Source organism: Thalassotalea algicola, from assembly GCF_012932965.1.
GTDB lineage: Bacteria > Pseudomonadota > Gammaproteobacteria > Enterobacterales > Alteromonadaceae > Thalassotalea_F > Thalassotalea_F algicola.
The window spans coordinates 418,768-437,822 of record NZ_JABBXH010000002.1; the positions used below are offsets into that span (position 1 = coordinate 418,768).

Genomic DNA, 19,055 nt, shown 5'->3' on the forward strand with positions numbered 1-19,055 from the left:
CAGTTTATGTTCAGGTTTATAAAAGTAATTTATCACTATTCGTTATTGTCCGTTTCATCTATGTCTGCATTCTTTTACACTAGGGTGTATTCCATTTTTATGTAAATAATATTGTTATGAAAAATTTAGCTTTGGTGTGTGTTGTTATAAGTTTATTGAGTGTGGCAAGTTACTCTGCCAATACTGCTCCTTATGCTGATAAAAAACAAAATAGCCAGAAGCATAAAAAGTCCATAAGCGCAGGCCAAGCCGCTAGCATGGTAAAAGCAAAATTTGGTGGCAAAGTACTTAAGGTGCAATCGTCAGGTAACGGATATCGCGTCAAAATATTAAAGCCAGATGGTCGAATCATTTCAGTTTTTGTCGACGGAGTCAGCGGTCGAATTAGAGGATAATGGATTATGCGCTTATTGCTTATAGAAGATGATATGGCATTACATGAAAATTTAAAGCTGTCGCTTGTTGAACAAGGCTATAGTGTTGATTCAGCTTTTGATGGTGAAGAAGGGCTTTATTTGGGTTCCGAGCATCCTTATGATGCGGCTGTAATCGATGTTGGATTACCAAAACGGGATGGTATTTCTGTGATTACTGAGCTTAGAACGCTCGATATAAAATTTCCTGTTCTTATTCTTACTGCGCGAGATCGTTGGCAGGACAAAGTGCAGGGCCTCGATGCTGGCGCAGATGATTACCTTACTAAGCCGTTTCAGCAAGAAGAATTACATGCTCGATTAAACGCTTTGATCAGAAGAAGTGCTGGGCAGGCCAGCCCTGTAATGACACAAGGTGAATTAAGTATCAATACGGCGAGTCATCAAGTCACAGTGGCGGGTAAAGCGGTTGCTTTAAGTAGTTATGAATATCGCTTAATCGCTTATTTGATGTTGCATTTAGGAGAGGTGGTTTCTAAAACAACCTTAACTGAACACTTATATGATCAAGACTTTGATTTAGATTCAAATGTCATTGAGGTCTTTATAAGGCGTTTAAGAAAAAAGCTTGATCCTGAAAGCAAATATCAGTTTATCGAAACGTTGCGAGGCCAAGGTTACCGCTTAAAACATGATTAAAAACTCACTTAAATTTAGGCTGATTTTTAGTGCAGTTGCGATGCTGCTAGTGCTTCTCCCTGCCATTGGCTTTACGTTAAACAGTGCATTTGAAAAGCATTTAATTGCCGCGATTGAAAATGAGTTAACAGCGCAAAGTTACAGTATTTTAGCAGACACGGAATATTTTGATGGTCAGCTTGTTATGCCTACAGAGCTTCTTGATAGCCAATTTAATGTTATTGACTCTGGTTTATATGCCTTAGTAGAGCGTCAAAATACAGAAGTTACTAATAGCAAAACAATGTTATGGCACTCACCCTCGGCACTCAATCTTTCTCTGATAAATAGAACGGACATCTTTCAGCCACCACCACAAGGTGAACGAAACTTTTATCAAGTACAGACTAATAGTGATTACTTTGTTTCGAGTTTATCAGTAAGTTATTCAGATAAGGGCATAGAAATCCCAATAACATTACATATAGTCAAGAATCAAAATACTTACCTTTCGTCATTGAATGCCTTTAGACAACAACTTTTTGTGTGGCTACTGCTAATTGCTATGGCGTTTGTAGTGATCCAATGGGCATGGCTGAAGTGGACATTAAAGCCGTTAAATCAATTGTCTACTGAATTAAGGCTGGTAGAGCAGGGCGACAAGGAAAATGTGCAAGGTAACTTTCCTGACGAAGTTAAGCCGGTAATAGAACAACTCAACCATTTATTAAAAAATGAGCAAGCACAGCGACTTCGTTATAGAAATGCTATGGCTGATTTAGCCCATAGTTTAAAAACACCGTTAGCGACAATTAAGACCTCAGATAAAGTTAATGTAGAAGTAAATAACGAGGTGGACAGAATAAGCAATATTATCGAACATCAACTTAAAAAAGCCCAAACAGCAGGGGAATCTGCTTGGCGGCTAAGTGTGGATATAGAGCCTATTATAGAAAAACTTGTCTCAGCATTGACTAAAATATATCGAGATAAACAAATAATTGTCACAAAAAATATTGTGAGAAACTGTAAGTTTAGAGGTGATGAAGCTGATTTGATGGAGGTTCTAGGTAATATACTCGATAACGCATTTAAGGCTGCCGATAAAAATATAAGCATACAAGTCACTAATAACAAGAAGCTATTGGAAGTACAAATTGGTGATGATGGCAAAGGTATTAAAGAAGTAGATCGGAAAAAAATTCTGCAACGCGGTGTTAGAGCTGATACATACCAGCAAGGCCATGGCATTGGCTTAGCTATTGTTAGAGATATTGTTGATAGTTATAAAGGTCAGCTTATTATAGAAAGAGACAGCCAACTAAATGGTGCTGCATTTATTATAAAGTTTCCTGCTTCATAGTTTCGGTCGTTAAGTTTCAGTTCAGTTTGCCACTGTTAAATTAAACCCAAGTTCATTTCGATGGGTATTTAATGATGAAATATAAACTGTTAATGGGAGCATTTTTATTTGCTGCTACATCAGCTCAAGCTGATTATTACAGTGAAAGTATTGATACAGGGCAAGTAAACGAGGTTAATCAATATTTCACTCAAGGCGAGCTAGCTCAAATGCTAGCGCCAATAGCTTTATATCCCGATACTTTGCTAACTCACATTCTAATTGCTTCTAGCTATCCGTTAGAGGTGGTTGAGGCATATCGTTGGCAAAAAGATAATCAATCTCTGTCTGAACAAACATTTAACAACAAACTAGATAGACAAAATTGGGACGCCAGTGTCAAAGCCTTGGTGCCGTTTGAACGTGTGCTAAAACAAATGCAGGATGATTTAACTTGGATGAGAAATTTAGGGGATGCGTTTTTAGGTCAAGAACAATCGGTACTTGATACCATTCAAGAGCTTCGTCAACAGGCATACAATTCAGGAAGTTTAGATGACTTAGAGAATGCAAAAGTAGAATATGACAACGAAAAAATTGTAATTGTACCAAGTAGTCCTAAAGTTATTTATGTTCCTTATTACGACACACGTGAAGTCTACGGTTATTGGCGCTGGCACCATTATCCGCCTCGTTACTGGCATTGGGATCGCTATTATTACAACCATCCTGTGGCATGGCATGCTGGTGTTCATATCGGAGTAAGCTTTTTCTTTAGCGCGTTTCACTGGCATCATGGCTACGTAGTCGTTAACCACCACAAAGTGCATCATCACCGCAAACGTCACCATATTATTCGAAGTGGATATTCAAAACGTTGGCATCATAAGCCTACACACCGTAAGAATGTGGCCTATAGAACAGCAACAGTGAAAGAGAAGTATAAATATAAAAGTTCACACTCAGTTCGCTACAATAAACAGCGAAATACAGCTAAATTAGTAAGAAGTAGTAAAGCAGTTACAAAGCAACGAACTTATACAAAGTTGGCTAGTAACAATGCAAAACCTCGCAAAACTAATTCGTATAAGCAACAGTCAAATACGGTAAAAACTGTACGTCCTTATAGCCACAACAAGAAACGAGAAGTGTCATCTGAAAAGCAATTTAGAAAAGCAAATGATAGACAAATTAATACGATTAAACGTAGTAATAGCAAATCGATTCACTCAAATAATAATAGGCACTCGTATAAAGCGGGTAATTACAAAAATCAAGCGAGAGCAATAGGGGATGTAAGAGCTAATAGTAACAATAAGAAGCGAGCATTGCCTTCGGAGAAACATAATCGATATGCAAACAATCAACAAGTTAACGCTAACGCTAAAGAGTATAGCCATGTGAGTAAAAAACGAAGTAACTCGACAAAAACTTCAGTGAGAAAATCAACGTCTAAAACTGGTTCTCGCTCTGCTAGAACTAGCTCAAGCAAGGCAAAGAGCAATCGAAGTGAACGTAAACATTAGTATTTAAATAGTTAATAGTAAAAATGGCTGAAACTACAATATTTACTTATAGTTACCGTAAACCTTTTAATGTTTAATTAACTATGTATAAGCCGACGACAATTGAACTAGCGGCTCCAACGCTATTGGAAGATGTAAATTTGACAGCCAGTTTGGAGGATAAGCAGCGATATGAGCAAAAGCTTAAAAAGTGGCAAAAGCGGATGTTACAAGTTCAACAAGCATACTTTAGACAGGGCCGAAGAACTATTATTGTGCTTGAAGGTTGGGATGCGAGCGGAAAAGGTGGCGCGATTCGTCGTTTGACAGAAAAGCTCGACCCTCGAGGATTTAGGGTATATCCAATCGCAGCTCCCACAGTTGAAGAACAAAGTAAGCATTACTTATATCGCTTCCAAACCAAACTACCAGCTCCCGGTAACATAGCAATATTTGACCGTTCTTATTACGGAAGAGTGTTAGTAGAACGTGTTGAAGGCTTTGCAAACGAAATACAGTGGCAAAGGGCTTATCAAGAAATAAATGAGTTTGAACGGCTTTTAGTTGATGATGGGGTAAGAGTCGTTAAGTTGCTTATTCATATTGATCAAGAAGAACAACTTAAACGATTTATGGAACGTTTAAATAACCCAATTAAGCGTTGGAAATTAACCGAAGAAGACTTACGTAATAGAGATAAATGGCAAGAATATCACCAAGCGCTTAATGACATGTTAACTTATTCTAATACGAACATTTCACAGTGGCATGTTATTTCTGGCAACCATAAGTGGCATGCCCGTATTCAAGTACTCAAAACCGTGGTTAAAGCCATGGAAGAAGGGGTTGATACGACAATACCTCCCTTAGATAAAACGCTTGTTAGCGCTGCTCAAATGTTATTAAAGAAAGAATTAGTTTAACTGTTGGCGCAACTTATTAACTATATCGCAATCGGTAAATTTACTTGCCGCTAAATATACATCGACTTCCTGGTCAGGAATATCAAATACTGACTTCAACTGACTAGCGGCAAAACCTTGAGATATGGCCATAACTTTAAGCAATGGTAAATCTGCTACCATAGCGTCTATTTTTCCCGAATAAAGAAGAGCGATTAGTTGAGACAGTTCACTAGCAAGTTGGAAGTGCTGGCCCTCTTTAAACCCTTGTTTTTCGAATAAAAGATGTGCGTAATCATTACGCATTAAACCAAGTTTTAAGCTTTTGGCTTGCTGCAGGGTTTGTAAATCTTTAGGTTTATCATTGTCTAATTGAATAATTGACATTTTGAAGGTTAACAATCGACCAATCCATTCAAATTGTGATTCACGTTCGGGGGTTCTAACGATTGGATAAATTAGTGTGTTGCTATTGCTTTGGGCATTCTGAAAGGCTCGCGCCCAAGGATATACTTGAAAATTTGCTTCGAGTCCGGCTTTTGCTAACAATTCCCTCACTTGCTTCGTTGTTTGTCCATCAAGCTTATCTCCGTTCATAAATTGAAGAGGAGGCGCTATTTCGGTGACAACGGAAATCGGCTTTGTTAGTAGATTATTGGCGTAACTATTTTCGTGAAATGTACTAAAGATTAATACCCAAAAGTGGCTTAAAAACAATAATAATTTTTGTATTTTCAAATGCTATTCCTCAGTCATATATCGCTCGTAATCGGCAACACCAAAATAACGAATAGATTTTTTGTGTTTTACACGTTTAGCAATGAGTATATCGTCACAATAGATTTTTACTATTTGCTTATCACCATTACTGTCTGTTTCGTAGCTATATTGCTCATTTAACCTTAAGTTATCAAATTCTGAGCGCATTATTAGCTTCATTACTATAAGCCATTTATTTCTTTATTGACGTTATAGCCCTCGTCAGTAACAATTTTCTCGAGAACTTGCATACGTTCTTCAAGTTTTGTCACTTGTGCTTTTAACTCTGAATTTTCTTCGCTTGATTGTTGTTTGTATTTCATTGTTTTTTCTTTGAATTTTAGATGTTTTTGATACATATCGTATAACACACCAAACCCAACTGAAATGAGTACAATCATTACGACCATAGTCGTACCTGACATAGTCTGCTCCTATCTCTAAAGTAAAAAATAACGTTTAATAAAGTTGTTTAAAATTGAGTATAAACAGCAGCAATGAAAATTGATAGCAACGAGGCACAATCTATTAAATAGTAAGCACCTCGCATTTTAATGACGGGAGCTTATTTTGCTATTGATGCTAGCTCAAGTGTAACTTGTGCTAGTCCTTTCTGTTTAATACGGCGGCTTAACTCTGCTTTTTTGCTTTGCAATAACGAAATTCCTTCAATCACCATATCATAGGCCTTCCACTGACCTGTTTTTTTGTTTTTACGCATTTTAAATTGAATATCAATTTCTGGTGCATTGGCATCAATTATCTTTGCCGTAACCGCAACCATTTTTTTATTATCAAATGGCTTTTCGTTTTCATAAATTACCTGTTGATTTTTATATTTTGTTAATGCATTTGCATAGGTGCGAATTAAGTAGTGACGCATTGATTGAACAAACTTCTTGCGTTCAGAGTCAGTAGTCTTTTTTAATTGTTTGCCAAGAATACGGTAAGCCGCATATTTATAATCAACATGTGGCATTAGCTCTTCTTCAACTATCGTGCGCATTAGTTCGGGAAACTTTGTTAGTTCTTGTTGGCTGCTGGCTATGCGACTAAATAAGCCATTACCTGTAGTTTCCAATACTTGGTATGGCGATGATTGTTGTGCATGAGCTACTGATAACATGCTGTTTAACACAAATAGTGCTGTAATTGAGATAACTTTTAACATTGTTATTTCCCTTTGTACATACCGACCGCTCGGTATGTTGATGAGCGATAAAAATTAGTCGTAAACGTTAAGTTGAAACGACTATTTACTTAGTTTTTCTGTAATGATTTGATGTATACGCAAAGTTCAGCCATTACTGTTTGAAACAATGCTTTATTTTGAGTGCTTTTACTTAGGCTTGAAGAGCCATGAAAAGCAGAAACGATAAAGTAAGAAACTTGAGAGTAATCAAGGTCACTGCGTAGCTGCTCACTGACTCGTCTTAAATTTTCAGAAATAAGTGTATTAAGTTTCTGCTGCATAGCTAATATACGCAGCCTAAAGCCTTCGTCTACACATGCCATTTCTTGAGACAAGTTATTAACAGGGCACCCGCATATTACTTCTTCACAGCTCATATCTTTCGCTAATGATTCGAAGAAATCACATAAACCTTGAATCGGATCTTCTTGAGTGACAGCAGGCTCCCACATCGATAAAAACATCGGCGTGTAAATCTCTTCAAATACGGCGTATCCTAACTCCTGTTTATTTGCAAAATGGTGGTAAAGAGCACCTTTTGAGATATTACATTGAGTCAAAATAGTAGATAAACTCGTCGCTTGAAAGCCATTTTTGTGAATTTCTTCACTAGTGACATCTAATATTAATTGACGGGTTTGTTCTGCTTCTCTCATTTTTTCTTACTTTCGCTAAGTTGAGGGCATTATAACCGACCGGTTGGTTTGTTGTAAATGTTAAAATAATATAAGTTATCTATTTAACAGCTAAGCTAACAGGTTAACTACTAGTTTTTGCTTGTCGAATTTAGTTAACTAATTGAATATTATTAACTAATATTTAGTTTAATAGGTGCTGAGTTGGTTGGGTAAATAGGTGCGTTTTGACTAATTGGAACGACTAGAAGTTAAATTGACTTAAAAGAAAGCCGACAAAAGGATGCTAAAAAGTTTGAATATTACCTAGAAAATAGCCCAGAAGAATTTATACGGTAATGGATAATTTACTTGCTCTTCTATCTCGCTTACATCTGGCATCTAAACGCTTAGTTTTTATATTGTTGTTTTTTCTACGCTCATCGCCATTACGGCGATCAATACCGTTCCATAAATTACTCTCTTGGAAAAAGTTTTTATTTATTCGGGCGCGCTTTTGTTTTAGGTAGGCATTAACTGGAGTCTTTCGTTCATTTGTACTTTTAGTATCGACTACTTTGTTGTTAGTCCGTTTAACTGGGCTGTTAATCATGAACTTATAAATCTATTGTTTAATTATGTCTTGGTTATCTATATTTATCGGTAACTTAATGTAAACCTTTAGCCATAAGGGTTAATTTATCGTTAACAAAAAGTTACTCGATTTGGTGCCGTTCAGCTGCCATAATTGTGATAACTCTTAATTCTTAGGGCATTATATGAAACCTTACTTTACTTTATCTTTACCTCAGCGCGGTAAAGCTGCGGTTCTTTTCTTTATTTCGTTCTTGGTATTGACCGGCTGTAGTCAAGAAAATGCTATGCAAACTTCTGCACCAGTGCCGGCTGTATCAGTTTATAGCGTTCAAGCTAAACCTATTGGTTTTGCTCGAGATTTTGTTGCCCGCACTGAATCTTCGAAAGAAGCGGGTATAAAAGCTAGAGTAGAAGGCGAGCTTATTGCTAGGCACTTCGAAGAAGGCCGAGTTGTTGAGAAAGGGCAGTTGTTATTTGAAATCGATCCGGCTAGCTATAAAGCATCACTTAATCAAGCGCAGGCAGAATTAGAAAGTAAACGTTCTGTAGCCGAGCGAGCAAAAAGAAACCTTAAACGAGGCCAAGAGGTTTCGAAAAAGGGGTTTATCTCACAATCTGACTTAGATAAATTAATTGCTGAAGACTTACAGGCAAAAGCTGCAGTAGCGGCAGCTGAGTCTGCCTTGGAAAAAGCCGAACTTAATTTAAGTTACACCAAAATATCAGCACCTTTTAAAGGGCGAATAGGTAAGGTTGCATTTAACGTAGGAAACATTGTTGGGCCAAGCGTAGAAGAGCTAGCACATATTCAGGTAACTGATCCAATGTATGTAAATTTCCAAGTCGAAGAAAGTGAGTTTATTTCATACTTACAAGAGCGTAACGGGTCTGATGAACCAAGAAATGTACCTTTTGATATCACCCTTAAATTACCAAACAATAAATTTTATGATAAACCAGGCCAACTAGTATTTGCCGACACACAAGTTGAATCTGGAACAGGTACTATTGAATTACGAGCGCAGTTTGATAATCCAAAAGGCATTGTGTTGCCAGGATTATTTGTAACCCTTTTTATTGAGTCTAAAGAAAAACAGTCTCTAGCTTTGGTACCTCAATCTGCAGTGCAATCAGGGCAACAAGGTAAGTCCGTATTAATTGTCGATAACGAAAATAAAGTTATACAACGCTTTGTAACCCTTGGCAGAAGAATCGATGCTATGTGGGTAGTGGAAGCTGGATTGGAAGAAAATGAAAGAATTGTAATTGAGGGACTTCAAAAAGTTAGAAGTGGTGTAGAAGTAAAACCAGTAGAAAAGGTCGTAGACCCAGTTACTGGTACCGTTTCTGACTTAGTTAAGTAAGGGCCAGATATGATTAGTAGAGTCTTTATTGAGCGACCCAAGTTTGCCTTTGTCATTTCGATTGTTATTACACTAGCGGGTATCATTGCTTCAAGCGTATTGCCCGTGAATATGTATCCTCAAATTACTCCACAACAAGTAGAAATCACTGCGATTTATCCAGGAGCAAGCGCACAAGTTGTTGAAGAAGCGGTTATTAGACCAATCGAAGAACAAATTAATGGCGTTGAAGATATGATGTATATCGAGTCAACAGCGTCAAATAACGGTACTGCAACCATAAATGTGTTTTTCAAAGTCGGTACTGATGGTGATATTGCTCAAGTAAATGTGCAGAATCGCGTGGCTCTTGCTGAAACATCCTTGCCTCAAGAAGTTACACGTCAGGGTGTAAGTGTAAAGAAAAAATCTTCAAATATGCTAATGGCGATAAACCTTTATGGAGAAAAAGAGGGTATTGATCAGTTATTCCTAAGCAACTACGCAACTAATAAGTTAACTGAACCTCTAGCTCGAATTCCAGGAGTAGCAGCAGCAACGGTTATGGGAGAGATGAGTTATAGTATGCGTGCTTGGCTTAAACCTGATCGAATGGCGTCATTAGGTGTTACCGTTACAGAAATACAACAAGCATTAAAAGAACAAAACTTAATTGTGGCGGCAGGTAAGTTTGGTGCTAGCCCTGCTTTGCCAAGTCAGCAATTCGAATACTCTATTCAAGCTAAAGGTCGATTGAAGACTGCGGAAGAATTTGAACAAACGGTTATTCGCGCAAACCCGAACGGTAATTTTGTAAGATTATCTGATGTTGCTCGTATTGAGCTAGGCTCTCAGGACTATGGTATTCAAGCCAAACTAAATGGGCAAGATACTGCATTTGTTGTGATATATCAGTTACCTGATGCGAATGCTACACAGGTAGCCAAGAATGTAAAAGCAGAGGTAGAAAGACTTTCTCAACGTTTTCCTGATGGTTTAAAGCATGCCATCGTATACGATACGACTGAATTTATTATACGTTCAATTGACGAAGTAAAAGTGACGTTGGTACAAGCTATTGGCTTAGTAATTTTAGTGGTCTTTTTATTTTTACAAAATTGGCGAGCAACTATTATTCCGTCAATTGCGATTCCTGTTTCCTTAATAGGGACATTCGCCTTTATGTTGCTGATGGGCTACTCCATCAATACCATTACTTTATTTGGTTTAGTTTTAGCTATCGGGATTGTGGTTGATGACGCAATTGTTGTTATCGAAAACGTAGAGCGCTTAATTAAAGAAGAAAAGCTTCCTGTAAAAGAAGCCGTAGCAAAGGCAATGGAACAAGTTTCAGGACCAATTATCGCGACTACCTTGGTGTTATTGGCGGTATTTGTTCCAGTTGCGTTTATGCCAGGTATTACTGGTGAATTATATAAGCAATTCTCAGTAACTATTTCGTTTGCTGTTTTAATATCTTCATTAAATGCGCTAACACTAAGTCCGGCGCTATGTACCGTGCTACTTAGTGAAAAAAATATGAAACCTATCGCTTGGCTTCAACCATTTGAACAGGCAATTATAAAGTTAACAGCCGGTTATTCTAATTCCGTTAAATACATACTAAAAAGGGCTGGTCGTATTGGAATTCTTGTGCTCGTTACTTTTATTGCTACAGGTTGGCTAACAAGTAATGTACCTACTTCGTTTGTGCCGCCAGAAGACCAAGGATATGTATTTGTTGATATTCAATTACCTGATGCTGCATCTGGCAATAGAACTCAAGCAGTTATTGATAGAATTACCCCAATTTTGAAAGCGGATCCCGCTGTTAGTGATGTTATTACTGTGTCAGGATTCTCTCTTTTAGGTGGAGCAGGATCAAATCAAGGTTTTGGTATTGTTATGCTTCATGATTGGGAGCAGCGTACAGACCCTGAGCTAGGTCTGAGGCAAGTGATATCTCGATTGATGGGACAACTGTGGACACAGCCTGATGCACAGATCATGATATTTAATCCACCACCTATTCCAGGCTTAGGTAATAGTTCTGGCTTTGAATTTAAGCTGCAAGATAGTGAAGGGCAAAGTGCAATAGAGCTTGCACAAGTCATGAATGGGTTAATATTTGAGGCAAATGCTCGCCCTGAACTCAGTCGTGTATTTAGCACTTACCGCGCAAGTGTTCCACAATACCGGCTAGAAGTAGACAGAAATAAGGCTAAAGCTCAGGGGGTCGCGCTGTCGGATATATTCACGACTTTGCAGGCCCAACTAGGTTCTTTATACATTAATGACTTTAGCCAATTTGGCCGTACCTATCGTGTAACGATTCAAGCTGAAAGTGAATATCGCGCTAAGCCAGAAGATCTCCACTATTACTACGTCCGTAATAGTGATGGTGAAATGGTACCGCTGACTACTTTAGCTAAATTGGAGCCGACATTAGGCCCTACGTCGATAAACCACTTTAATTTGTTTAGAAGTGCAAGTATTACAGGACAGGCTGCTCAAGGTTATTCATCTGGTGAAGCTATTGTTGCGATGGAAGAGTTGGCCAGTAATTTACCAAATGGCTATGTATTTGAATGGGCAGGGCAGACAAAGCAAGAAATCGAAGCTGGCGACTTAGCACCAATGTTGTTTGCGTTAGCTATTTTGTTCGTTTACTTGTTTTTAGTGGCACAATATGAAAGTTGGACTATCCCTTTCTCGGTAATTGCTGCTGTGCCACTAGCCATATTTGGTGCGATGTTGACGCTATACCTAGTAGGGATGGCAAATAATATTTATGCTCAGGTGGGCTTGGTACTATTAATTGGATTATCCACTAAAACAGCCATCTTAATCGTTGAATTTGCTATGGAGCTACATGGGCAAGGAAAGAGTGTATTTGAAGCCGCTTTGGAAGCTGCAAGGTTGCGTTTTAGAGCGGTATTGATGACGGCACTTTCTTTTGTGCTTGGTGTGCTACCTTTAGTGTTTTCTTCTGGTGCTGGTGCTGGTAGTCGTATATCTCTAGGTTTGACGGTACTTGCTGGTATGTTAGCTGCGACGATATTTGGTACTTTGCTTGTACCTTATTTCTATAGCGTTATTCAGCAATTTAGAGATAAAGTTAAATCATAAAATTTAAGCCCCATCGTTCAGGTGGGGCTTTTCATATTAGTTCGAAAGTTTTTCTAGCAGCTTTTCTGTTGCGTTTTTTTCTGGATATTCACGAGCACTTGCTAAGGCATGAGTTAGCGATTGTTTTGCTTCGTCTAATCTTTCTAATTTATAAAGGGCATAACCAAGGTGGTAACTTATCGCTGGGTTACTTGAGTCAAGGGCATATGCATTACGAAGCACATTGAGTGCTGCGTCATATTTACCTTGTAAAGCCAGTATCCAACCATGAGTATCCATAAATGCAGGAGAGTTAGTTCGTAATTCGATTGCTTGTTCTATAAGTTCTTGTGCATGACTTAAATCAATATCAAGGTAAATATTTGCCAAATTATTCAAAATGTTGGCTTTATTTGAATTGCCAGATTTTAGCAATAGTTCGTAATGCTTTTTAGCTTTTTCTTTGTGGCCAGTATTTAGGTAAAAGTCAGCCAATAAATTACGCATTAATGGTGAATGGTTTTTATTAGTTACGACCTTTTCCATAACACTGATAAACCCTTTCGCCCCAACTTTTCGATTGGCAAGGTGATATAACTTAGCGGCGGCTTGTTCAAAACTATTATCTATTGTTAAAGCTTTAGCATAAGCATTACGAGCGTTCTCTAATTGATCTTTTTTCATATACCAATCCCCAAAAAGTAATTTTACATTGGGGTTATTTGGAAAGTTGTTATCAAGGGAACTAATTAATGTTTTACTTTCTTCAAGCGGTTTTAAGTCAATGGATAATTTGGCTTTCGTCAATAAATACAACAAGTTATTAGGAGCCTTTGAAATTGCTTGTTCAATTGTTTTATACGCACTTTCAGGAGATTTTGCCTTTATATAAAGTTGACTCAATTGATAGAATTCATTCCCCGCTTTTGCCAAGCCAAGCAAGACACCTAAAGGTTTTTGTGCGTCTGTATAACGTTCTAACTTAATTAATATATTGGCATGGTAGATGAGGTGACTAGGCTCCATAAATAATAAATTATTTAATTGCTTTACTAACTTCAATGCTTCCTGGAAATTCCCTTGCTGATAGTGCAATGTCATCAACAAGTTAATTGCAGAAATATTAGTCGTATTTGTTTTTACTACTTCTTCAACGATTTCAATTGCTTTTATTTGTTGCTGATTGTCTCTTAAGAGCTTGGCATTAAGTAGAAGTAACTCTACTTGCCCATGGCCGTTTTCTATAAGTGAATTTGTTAATGCGAGTGCTTCTTGTGCCTTATTCAATCGTGCATAAGCATTAGCTAAATTAAAATTCGGTGTATAAGCTTGCGGACTCTCTTCTAGAATGCTTTCAAAAATTGAAGCTGCTTGTTCCCATTCTCCACTCTTAAGGTATATAACGCCCTTAAAATTCCTAAAACTTGTGTTTTTAGGTCCTAGTTTCAATAATTCATCAGCAATGGAAGTAGCATGTTCAAATTCTCCCATTTCTAAGTAAATTAGGCCTTTATTTAAAACGTAACCAGCAGAAATCGTTGGCGGTTTATACTCATTAAGTACTTTAATTGCTTCTTCAAACCGTTTACCTTGAGCCAAGTAATTTGATTGGGCAATAATAATTTGCTCATTATTTGGGTAGGTTTTTGCCAAATCATCAAGTATGTTTTTAGCTTTGTATATTTTGTTGCTTTTTATGTATATGTTAAAAAGTTTTAGTGATAACCCTAAATCTCGTAATACAATTTTTTCATTTCGTTCGAGTAATTCCTGTATTTTACCGACTTGGCCTTGTTGGCTATATATCGCCGATAACATGTTCAGCCCAGATAAATCATTTGGGTTATCATTGACATAAAAAATCAATTCTTTTTGTGCTAACTCTAGGTTTCCTTGCATAAAGGCAGCAGTGCCAGAGACATACGCTAAAGATGAGTTGCTATTTTTTTGAGCGTCCGTTAGTAGTGAAAGCTTTGTACTAATATCTACTAATAACTGTTGTGCCTCTTCAAGTTGGTTACTTTGTGTGAGTAATTGACTTTTCAATAATCGAGCATAGGGGTCGTTAGGCGTCTTTTCTATTATGATATTCACTAAAGCCAGTGCTTTATCATGCATACGCATGTCTGTATATTTGTGTGCAAGTGCTCGAGTTATTACTGGATCATTAGCATCTAATTCATATGCTTTCTCTAAAGAATTTAGTGCATTTTTGTGTTGGCCTTGAGTAGAATGAAAGTTGGAATATAAATTCCAAACTTTACTGTTATCAGGTGCAAGAATTAAAAGTTCTTTAAGATTAACTTCTGCTTTTTTGAAATCTCGAGTATTAATATAAAAATTCGTTAATGAGCTTATTACACTAATATCTTTAGGCGATAACGATTTCGCTTTTAATATAGGCTCTAGTGCTAATTCTTCTTTCTCCATAGCAATATAAGCATTACTTTCAATCAAATGAGTCTTTACTTTAACTTCATCTTTGAGTTTCAAACTTGCAAGAAGGTCAATTAGTTGTTGATATCGACCTATTAATAACATGGCACGAACTTGTTCAAAAATAAACTGATGAGGATCTGCCCCCATAGCTAATGCATCATTAAACTCCTGAATTGCTTCGCTAAATAAGCCTTTATCTAGCAGCACGCGTCCCATCAATACTTTAGCGGGTAAATTGTTTTCGTTTTTTTGAAGTGCATTTCTTAAGTGGATATAGGCGCTTTCAGTGTCGTTTTGTTGATAAGCGCTTACCGCTTTTTCTAAGTCGTTAGAAGCTAAGCTGTCTACTGAAATGAAAAAAGTAAAAATAATCAAATATTTTAGCATGGATAAATAAGAGTAAATGGTGTTAGAGATATATTAACAAGACTAAACGTAAAAAGGTGGCATAAGCCACCTTTTCTTCTATATATTTAAGCCTTACGGTTTTTGTGCACGACTTCTCGACAATGCAAATAATGCGAGAATCATTAAAGCAATTGGAGCTGGCTCAGGAATTTCATTTCCACCGCCGCCGCCACCGCCAGGTGCTGTTGTAAAGTTAATACCCGCTAATTTAAAACCATCATTATTTGCAGAGCCGTTTGTAACTGTGCCAAACATTTCATTATAAGCACTAACAATCCATTTAGACGAATAAACCACGTCGTTTGATGCATCCGTAATTCCAGATACATTTGCATAGTAACTAGCGATATTTTGACCAGCTGTACCAGCTGAACCGGTAAACTTAAAGCTATTAGAACCTTGATCGTTAGATAATAGGTTTGAAAAAGTATTATTTGTTAAATCTGTAGAATGATTTGAATTCAAGGCGGCAATTGACACTTCTTGTCCACTGCCACTATTGGCTAGCCAACTTGAATAAACTTCTGTTAGATGAACTTCTTGTGAACCAAAGTCCAGCAAAAAGAAGTCATAGTCTGTCCAAGCACCATCATTACAGTCGAAATTGTCCGCAGAATGCGAGTAACCACAGTATTTATCTGGATTCTCGTCTTTATTTTCTATTGACCAACCGTTACCGTTTCTATCAAAGTCAGCAATGCGCTCTATAACATCATCTGCATTACCAACATTTAGCGTATCAGACCAACCCGAAACATTAATAGTGATACCCGAACCGGCATCAACTTGAAATTCATCAAAATAGCTACCTGGAGCCGAAGGGATACCATTGCCAGATATATTATCGTAGGTATTACCATCCACTGTAATTGTGCCAAAAGATGTAACACTGGCCATCACAGGCGCTGAGCCCAACAGTAACGCCGCTACAATCCATTTTTTAGGGGTAAAAATCATATACTGCTCCGAAAAACTACGTAAATTTTTTGCTTATACAATGATGTTACGTATATTAGCAAAAACCATTCCACTTTATTTATTTGTTATTTTTCAATAAGATATTGGCATGCCTTTTTAATTTTAACTTAAATTGTATAGAAAGCTGACACTAGTTTATATTAAGCAAAGTTCTAATCAAATTTTGCTATTCAATTATACAAAAAAAAGACGCTAAATAGCGTCTTTTTTGAATGTGGTGGAGCCGGGGGGAGTTGAACCCCCGTCCAAAAAACCTACATCCTCGGTCCTACATGCTTAGTCGATTTTTTATTTAGCCAATTAGACGCCAATCGACAGGCTTCGTCATGGTGAGCTTGATACTATTTCGCGGTTCAGCCTCAAGCGTGCTTCCCTCGCTAGCCTACTTGGGGTGACCATCGGCATCTCTAGACAATAGGCGAGTCTATGAGAGGATGGCTAGCATTAAGCTGCTAGTGCGAACGTTTCGTCGTTTGCAATTATGGTTTTGCGGCTTTTTACCAGGCCAACCGCCCCTGGGCATGCACCTTGGGTTTCGCGAATCTTGTCGAATCCTAAATCGGCCCCAAAGTATTTAAGCAATTAAGCTTACTAAATCGCATTGTACAGCGCTTAGCGTAGTTAAACAACGTGGTATTTTTTAACCAGTTACTTATCTAAGTTTTTATTTTTCATTAAGCGGCCTTTATCTATTTGCCACTCTCTGTCTTTTATATCGGCACGTTTATCGTGTGTTTTCTTACCTTTACCTAAGTAAAACTCCAATTTCACCCAACATTGCTTCCAATACATTGCCGTGGCGATAAGAGAGTAGCCGTCTCGATCTACCGCACCGATTAATCGATCGAGTTCTCGCCTGTTTAAAAGGAGTTTTCGGTCTCTCGTTGGATCACAGACGACATGTGACGAGGCAGCGTTTAAAGGCAGTATCTCACTACCGGTTAAGTACGCTTCACCGTCTTTAAGAAATACATAGCAGTCAGAAATGTTTACCTTACCGCTACGAATACTTTTAATTTCCCAACCTTGTAGACTCATTCCTGCTTCGAATTTGTCAGTCAGCGCGTAGTTGTGTCGAGCTTTTTTGTTGAGTGCAATAGTATTGCTATTTGACTGTTTAGATTTTTTCTTTGCCATGTTACTTCCACGTTTAACGAAGCGCATTATACGTGGAATTTAGCTGATTGAAATCGGAATTCGAAAATTAATTTAGCATTGCGGTGGTGAGCTTTAGTTTTTGTTTTGATATGATCGGTCTATTGAACGGGGGAAATAAATGCCATCTATAAATCGTAGTGCGTTGGTTATGTATAGTACAAAGGATATGTATGATTTAATCAATGATGTGCACTCATATCCGCAATTTTTGCCAGACTGTAGTGATAGCAAAATCATTACCAGTGATACCTTATCCATGACTGCTGCATTAAAAGTATCAAAAGGTGGCATGAATAAATGGTTTACTACCCAAAATACATTGATTGAAAATCAACAAATTCGATTGGATTTAGTTGATGGTCCATTTAGACAACTTAGTGGTTGTTGGGATTTGCATGCTTTATCAGAAGAGGCGTGCAAGGTAACCCTTAACCTAGAGTATGAATTTTCAAGCAAAATGTTAGAGTTAGCATTTGGTAAAGTGTTTAATCATATAACAAATAATATGGTACAAGCGTTTAGTACTCGCGCTAAAAAGGTATATGGCTAAATGACAGAGCAAATTCATATTGAAGTAGTGTACGGTCTTCCTAACAAGCAGGAGTTAATAGCGTTACCTGTTGCCGTAGGTACAACTATAGAACAAGCAATTCAAGAGTCTGGCATATTGTCGTTATTTGATGATATCGATTTATCGAAGAATAAAGTCGGTATATGGAATAAAGCCGCTAAATTAACTGACGAATTAAAAGATTTAGATCGTATTGAGATTTATCGCCCATTAATCGCAGATCCTAAAGAAGTGCGTAAACGTCGCGCGGAAAAAGCAAAAGAAGAAGGTCGAGCCGATAAAGTAACAGGTGGTCGAGTAAACCCATTACGCGGTGAAACGAAAAACTAGTAATTATTATCCTATAATAGTGGTCTATCATCAAAGGCTGACAAAAAAGGATAAAAATAATGGCTACAATTTTAGGTGTTGCACCTTCTCCTTATGTGCGAAAAGTGATTCTTGCACATGAATTTAAACAAATGCCTTATCAGTTAAAAACGGTTTTCCCTGGCAGTGATGACAGTGAGTTTAGAGCTGCCAGCCCGTTAGGCAAAGTGCCGGGTTATATAACGGATGATGGCTTTGCATTTTCTGATTCCTCCGTAATCATTGCCTACTTAGAAAGAACAAATAATCAAAACAATTTATATCCACAAAGTGCTAATGATTATGCCAAAGCGCTCTGGTTAGAAGAGTATTCCGATACGAAAATGACAGAGGTGACGGCAGCACTTTATTTTCAGCGAGTTATTGGGCCACTATTTTTCAATCACACAATCGATGAAACTCGTTGCCAGGAGTTGTGTGATGAACTCATTCCTCCAGTTTTGGACTATTTGGAATCAGAGCTACAAGAAGATTATTTTGTCGGCGAGCAACTGTCTGTTGCAGATGTGTCAATAGGAGGAGGCTTGATTAATTTATTTCATGCTGATTTTCAAATTGATGATATACGCTGGCCAAAACTAAGTCAGTACCAACAGCAGTTTATGTCGCTTGATATCGTTCAAAATTGTATAGCGACGGAAAAAACTATGTTCAATCAAGCGAAGTCGTCTTGAACTCGATATAAATAGATAAAAAAAAGAGCGGCTTATGCCGCTCT

The 19,055-nt window shown here is 37.6% G+C and carries 19 protein-coding genes and 1 other RNA gene; 10 read left to right on the forward strand and 10 right to left on the reverse strand.

Annotation, left to right across the window (positions count from 1 at the left end; all coding sequences use genetic code 11):
* Positions 1 to 116 precede the first annotated feature (116 nt).
* The 5 genes from HII17_RS06560 to HII17_RS06580 all read left to right on the forward strand — a co-directional run bounded on the left by HII17_RS06560 (position 117) and on the right by HII17_RS06580 (position 4,822).
* Positions 117 to 395: a PepSY domain-containing protein gene (locus HII17_RS06560; RefSeq protein ID WP_169074546.1), complete on the forward strand. Its 279-nt coding sequence runs from the start codon at positions 117 to 119 to the stop codon at positions 393 to 395.
* A 6-nt stretch (positions 396 to 401) separates the two neighbouring features.
* Positions 402 to 1,073: a response regulator transcription factor gene (locus tag HII17_RS06565; RefSeq protein WP_169074547.1), complete on the forward strand. Its 672-nt coding sequence runs from the start codon at positions 402 to 404 to the stop codon at positions 1,071 to 1,073.
* A complete protein-coding gene (locus tag HII17_RS06570; RefSeq protein ID WP_169074548.1) occupies positions 1,066 to 2,415 on the forward strand; it encodes an ATP-binding protein in 1,350 nt (449 codons plus the stop codon). Before HII17_RS06565 ends, HII17_RS06570 begins: the two co-directional genes overlap by 8 nt.
* 71 nt (positions 2,416 to 2,486) lie before the next feature.
* Complete coding sequence (locus tag HII17_RS06575) at positions 2,487 to 3,920, forward strand: DUF3300 domain-containing protein (protein ID WP_169074549.1); 1,434 nt, start codon at positions 2,487 to 2,489, stop codon at positions 3,918 to 3,920.
* Positions 3,921 to 4,003: 83 nt separating this feature from the next.
* A complete protein-coding gene (locus HII17_RS06580) occupies positions 4,004 to 4,822 on the forward strand; it encodes a polyphosphate kinase 2 family protein (RefSeq protein ID WP_169074550.1) in 819 nt (272 codons plus the stop codon).
* On the opposite strand, the gene HII17_RS06585 is transcribed toward HII17_RS06580, so the two are convergent.
* The 6 genes from HII17_RS06585 to HII17_RS06610 all read right to left on the reverse strand — a co-directional run bounded on the left by HII17_RS06585 (position 4,814) and on the right by HII17_RS06610 (position 7,979).
* A complete protein-coding gene (locus HII17_RS06585; protein WP_169074551.1) occupies positions 4,814 to 5,539 on the reverse strand; it encodes a substrate-binding periplasmic protein in 726 nt (241 codons plus the stop codon). The two genes, HII17_RS06580 and HII17_RS06585, sit on opposite strands and share 9 nt — an antisense overlap.
* A gap of 3 nt (positions 5,540 to 5,542) precedes the next feature.
* Entirely contained in the window at positions 5,543 to 5,740 is a 198-nt protein-coding gene (locus HII17_RS06590; protein ID WP_169074552.1) for a hypothetical protein, read from the reverse strand.
* Between the two features lie 2 nt (positions 5,741 to 5,742).
* A complete protein-coding gene (locus HII17_RS06595; RefSeq protein ID WP_169074553.1) occupies positions 5,743 to 5,985 on the reverse strand; it encodes a hypothetical protein in 243 nt (80 codons plus the stop codon).
* A 140-nt stretch (positions 5,986 to 6,125) separates the two neighbouring features.
* Positions 6,126 to 6,731, reverse strand: a complete 606-nt coding sequence (locus HII17_RS06600; RefSeq protein ID WP_169074554.1) for an MlaC/ttg2D family ABC transporter substrate-binding protein — start codon at positions 6,729 to 6,731, stop codon at positions 6,126 to 6,128.
* Between the two features lie 89 nt (positions 6,732 to 6,820).
* Complete coding sequence (locus HII17_RS06605) at positions 6,821 to 7,408, reverse strand: TetR/AcrR family transcriptional regulator (RefSeq protein WP_169074555.1); 588 nt, start codon at positions 7,406 to 7,408, stop codon at positions 6,821 to 6,823.
* Positions 7,409 to 7,715: 307 nt separating this feature from the next.
* On the reverse strand, positions 7,716 to 7,979 hold the full coding sequence (locus HII17_RS06610) for a hypothetical protein (RefSeq protein ID WP_169074556.1): 264 nt from the start codon (positions 7,977 to 7,979) through the stop codon (positions 7,716 to 7,718).
* 166 nt (positions 7,980 to 8,145) lie between these two features.
* Here HII17_RS06610 and HII17_RS06615 point away from each other — a divergent pair, with 166 nt between their 5' ends.
* Positions 8,146 to 9,327 carry an efflux RND transporter periplasmic adaptor subunit gene (locus tag HII17_RS06615; protein WP_169074557.1) on the forward strand — a complete coding sequence of 394 codons (1,182 nt, stop codon included), beginning with the start codon at positions 8,146 to 8,148 and terminating at the stop codon, positions 9,325 to 9,327.
* Positions 9,328 to 9,336: 9 nt separating this feature from the next.
* Positions 9,337 to 12,435: an efflux RND transporter permease subunit gene (locus HII17_RS06620; RefSeq protein WP_169074558.1), complete on the forward strand. Its 3,099-nt coding sequence runs from the start codon at positions 9,337 to 9,339 to the stop codon at positions 12,433 to 12,435.
* Positions 12,436 to 12,471: 36 nt separating this feature from the next.
* Here HII17_RS06620 and prsT read toward each other — a convergent pair whose 3' ends face one another.
* The 4 genes from prsT to smpB all read right to left on the reverse strand — a co-directional run bounded on the left by prsT (position 12,472) and on the right by smpB (position 17,376).
* Complete coding sequence (prsT, locus tag HII17_RS06625) at positions 12,472 to 15,228, reverse strand: XrtA/PEP-CTERM system TPR-repeat protein PrsT (protein ID WP_169074559.1); 2,757 nt, start codon at positions 15,226 to 15,228, stop codon at positions 12,472 to 12,474.
* A 105-nt stretch (positions 15,229 to 15,333) separates the two neighbouring features.
* A complete protein-coding gene (gene xdp1, locus HII17_RS06630; RefSeq protein ID WP_169074560.1) occupies positions 15,334 to 16,218 on the reverse strand; it encodes an exosortase-dependent surface protein XDP1 in 885 nt (294 codons plus the stop codon).
* Between the two features lie 236 nt (positions 16,219 to 16,454).
* Positions 16,455 to 16,806: a transfer-messenger RNA gene (ssrA, locus tag HII17_RS06635) on the reverse strand.
* An 81-nt stretch (positions 16,807 to 16,887) separates the two neighbouring features.
* Positions 16,888 to 17,376: an SsrA-binding protein SmpB gene (gene smpB / locus HII17_RS06640; RefSeq protein ID WP_169074561.1), complete on the reverse strand. Its 489-nt coding sequence runs from the start codon at positions 17,374 to 17,376 to the stop codon at positions 16,888 to 16,890.
* 139 nt (positions 17,377 to 17,515) lie between these two features.
* On the opposite strand from smpB, the gene HII17_RS06645 reads away from it, so the two are divergent.
* The 3 genes from HII17_RS06645 to HII17_RS06655 are packed head-to-tail and all read left to right on the forward strand — an operon-like array spanning position 17,516 to position 19,011.
* The gene (locus HII17_RS06645; RefSeq protein ID WP_169074562.1) at positions 17,516 to 17,947 is read left to right on the forward strand and encodes a type II toxin-antitoxin system RatA family toxin; all 432 of its coding nucleotides are present in this window, start codon (positions 17,516 to 17,518) and stop codon (positions 17,945 to 17,947) included.
* A complete protein-coding gene (locus tag HII17_RS06650; protein WP_169074563.1) occupies positions 17,948 to 18,298 on the forward strand; it encodes an RnfH family protein in 351 nt (116 codons plus the stop codon).
* 59 nt (positions 18,299 to 18,357) lie between these two features.
* Positions 18,358 to 19,011, forward strand: coding sequence for a glutathione S-transferase family protein (locus tag HII17_RS06655; RefSeq protein WP_169074564.1), 654 nt, complete (start codon positions 18,358 to 18,360; stop codon positions 19,009 to 19,011).
* Positions 19,012 to 19,055: the final 44 nt, after the last annotated feature.

Bases quoted from the DNA above. Each gene is read 5' to 3' on its own strand.
- HII17_RS06560 (WP_169074546.1), top strand. From the start codon at position 117: ATGAAAAATTTAGCTTTGGTGTGTGTTGTTATAAGTTTATTGAGTGTG.
- HII17_RS06565 (WP_169074547.1), top strand. From the start codon at position 402: ATGCGCTTATTGCTTATAGAAGATGATATGGCATTACATGAAAATTTA.
- HII17_RS06570 (WP_169074548.1), top strand. From the start codon at position 1,066: ATGATTAAAAACTCACTTAAATTTAGGCTGATTTTTAGTGCAGTTGCG.
- HII17_RS06575 (WP_169074549.1), top strand. From the start codon at position 2,487: ATGATGAAATATAAACTGTTAATGGGAGCATTTTTATTTGCTGCTACA.
- HII17_RS06580 (WP_169074550.1), top strand. From the start codon at position 4,004: ATGTATAAGCCGACGACAATTGAACTAGCGGCTCCAACGCTATTGGAA.
- HII17_RS06590 (WP_169074552.1), bottom strand. From the start codon at position 5,740: ATGAAGCTAATAATGCGCTCAGAATTTGATAACTTAAGGTTAAATGAG.
- HII17_RS06595 (WP_169074553.1), bottom strand. From the start codon at position 5,985: ATGTCAGGTACGACTATGGTCGTAATGATTGTACTCATTTCAGTTGGG.
- HII17_RS06600 (WP_169074554.1), bottom strand. From the start codon at position 6,731: ATGTTAAAAGTTATCTCAATTACAGCACTATTTGTGTTAAACAGCATG.
- HII17_RS06605 (WP_169074555.1), bottom strand. From the start codon at position 7,408: ATGAGAGAAGCAGAACAAACCCGTCAATTAATATTAGATGTCACTAGT.
- HII17_RS06610 (WP_169074556.1), bottom strand. From the start codon at position 7,979: ATGATTAACAGCCCAGTTAAACGGACTAACAACAAAGTAGTCGATACT.
- HII17_RS06615 (WP_169074557.1), top strand. From the start codon at position 8,146: ATGAAACCTTACTTTACTTTATCTTTACCTCAGCGCGGTAAAGCTGCG.
- HII17_RS06620 (WP_169074558.1), top strand. From the start codon at position 9,337: ATGATTAGTAGAGTCTTTATTGAGCGACCCAAGTTTGCCTTTGTCATT.
- xdp1 (WP_169074560.1), bottom strand. From the start codon at position 16,218: ATGATTTTTACCCCTAAAAAATGGATTGTAGCGGCGTTACTGTTGGGC.
- smpB (WP_169074561.1), bottom strand. From the start codon at position 17,376: ATGGCAAAGAAAAAATCTAAACAGTCAAATAGCAATACTATTGCACTC.
- HII17_RS06645 (WP_169074562.1), top strand. From the start codon at position 17,516: ATGCCATCTATAAATCGTAGTGCGTTGGTTATGTATAGTACAAAGGAT.
- HII17_RS06650 (WP_169074563.1), top strand. From the start codon at position 17,948: ATGACAGAGCAAATTCATATTGAAGTAGTGTACGGTCTTCCTAACAAG.
- HII17_RS06655 (WP_169074564.1), top strand. From the start codon at position 18,358: ATGGCTACAATTTTAGGTGTTGCACCTTCTCCTTATGTGCGAAAAGTG.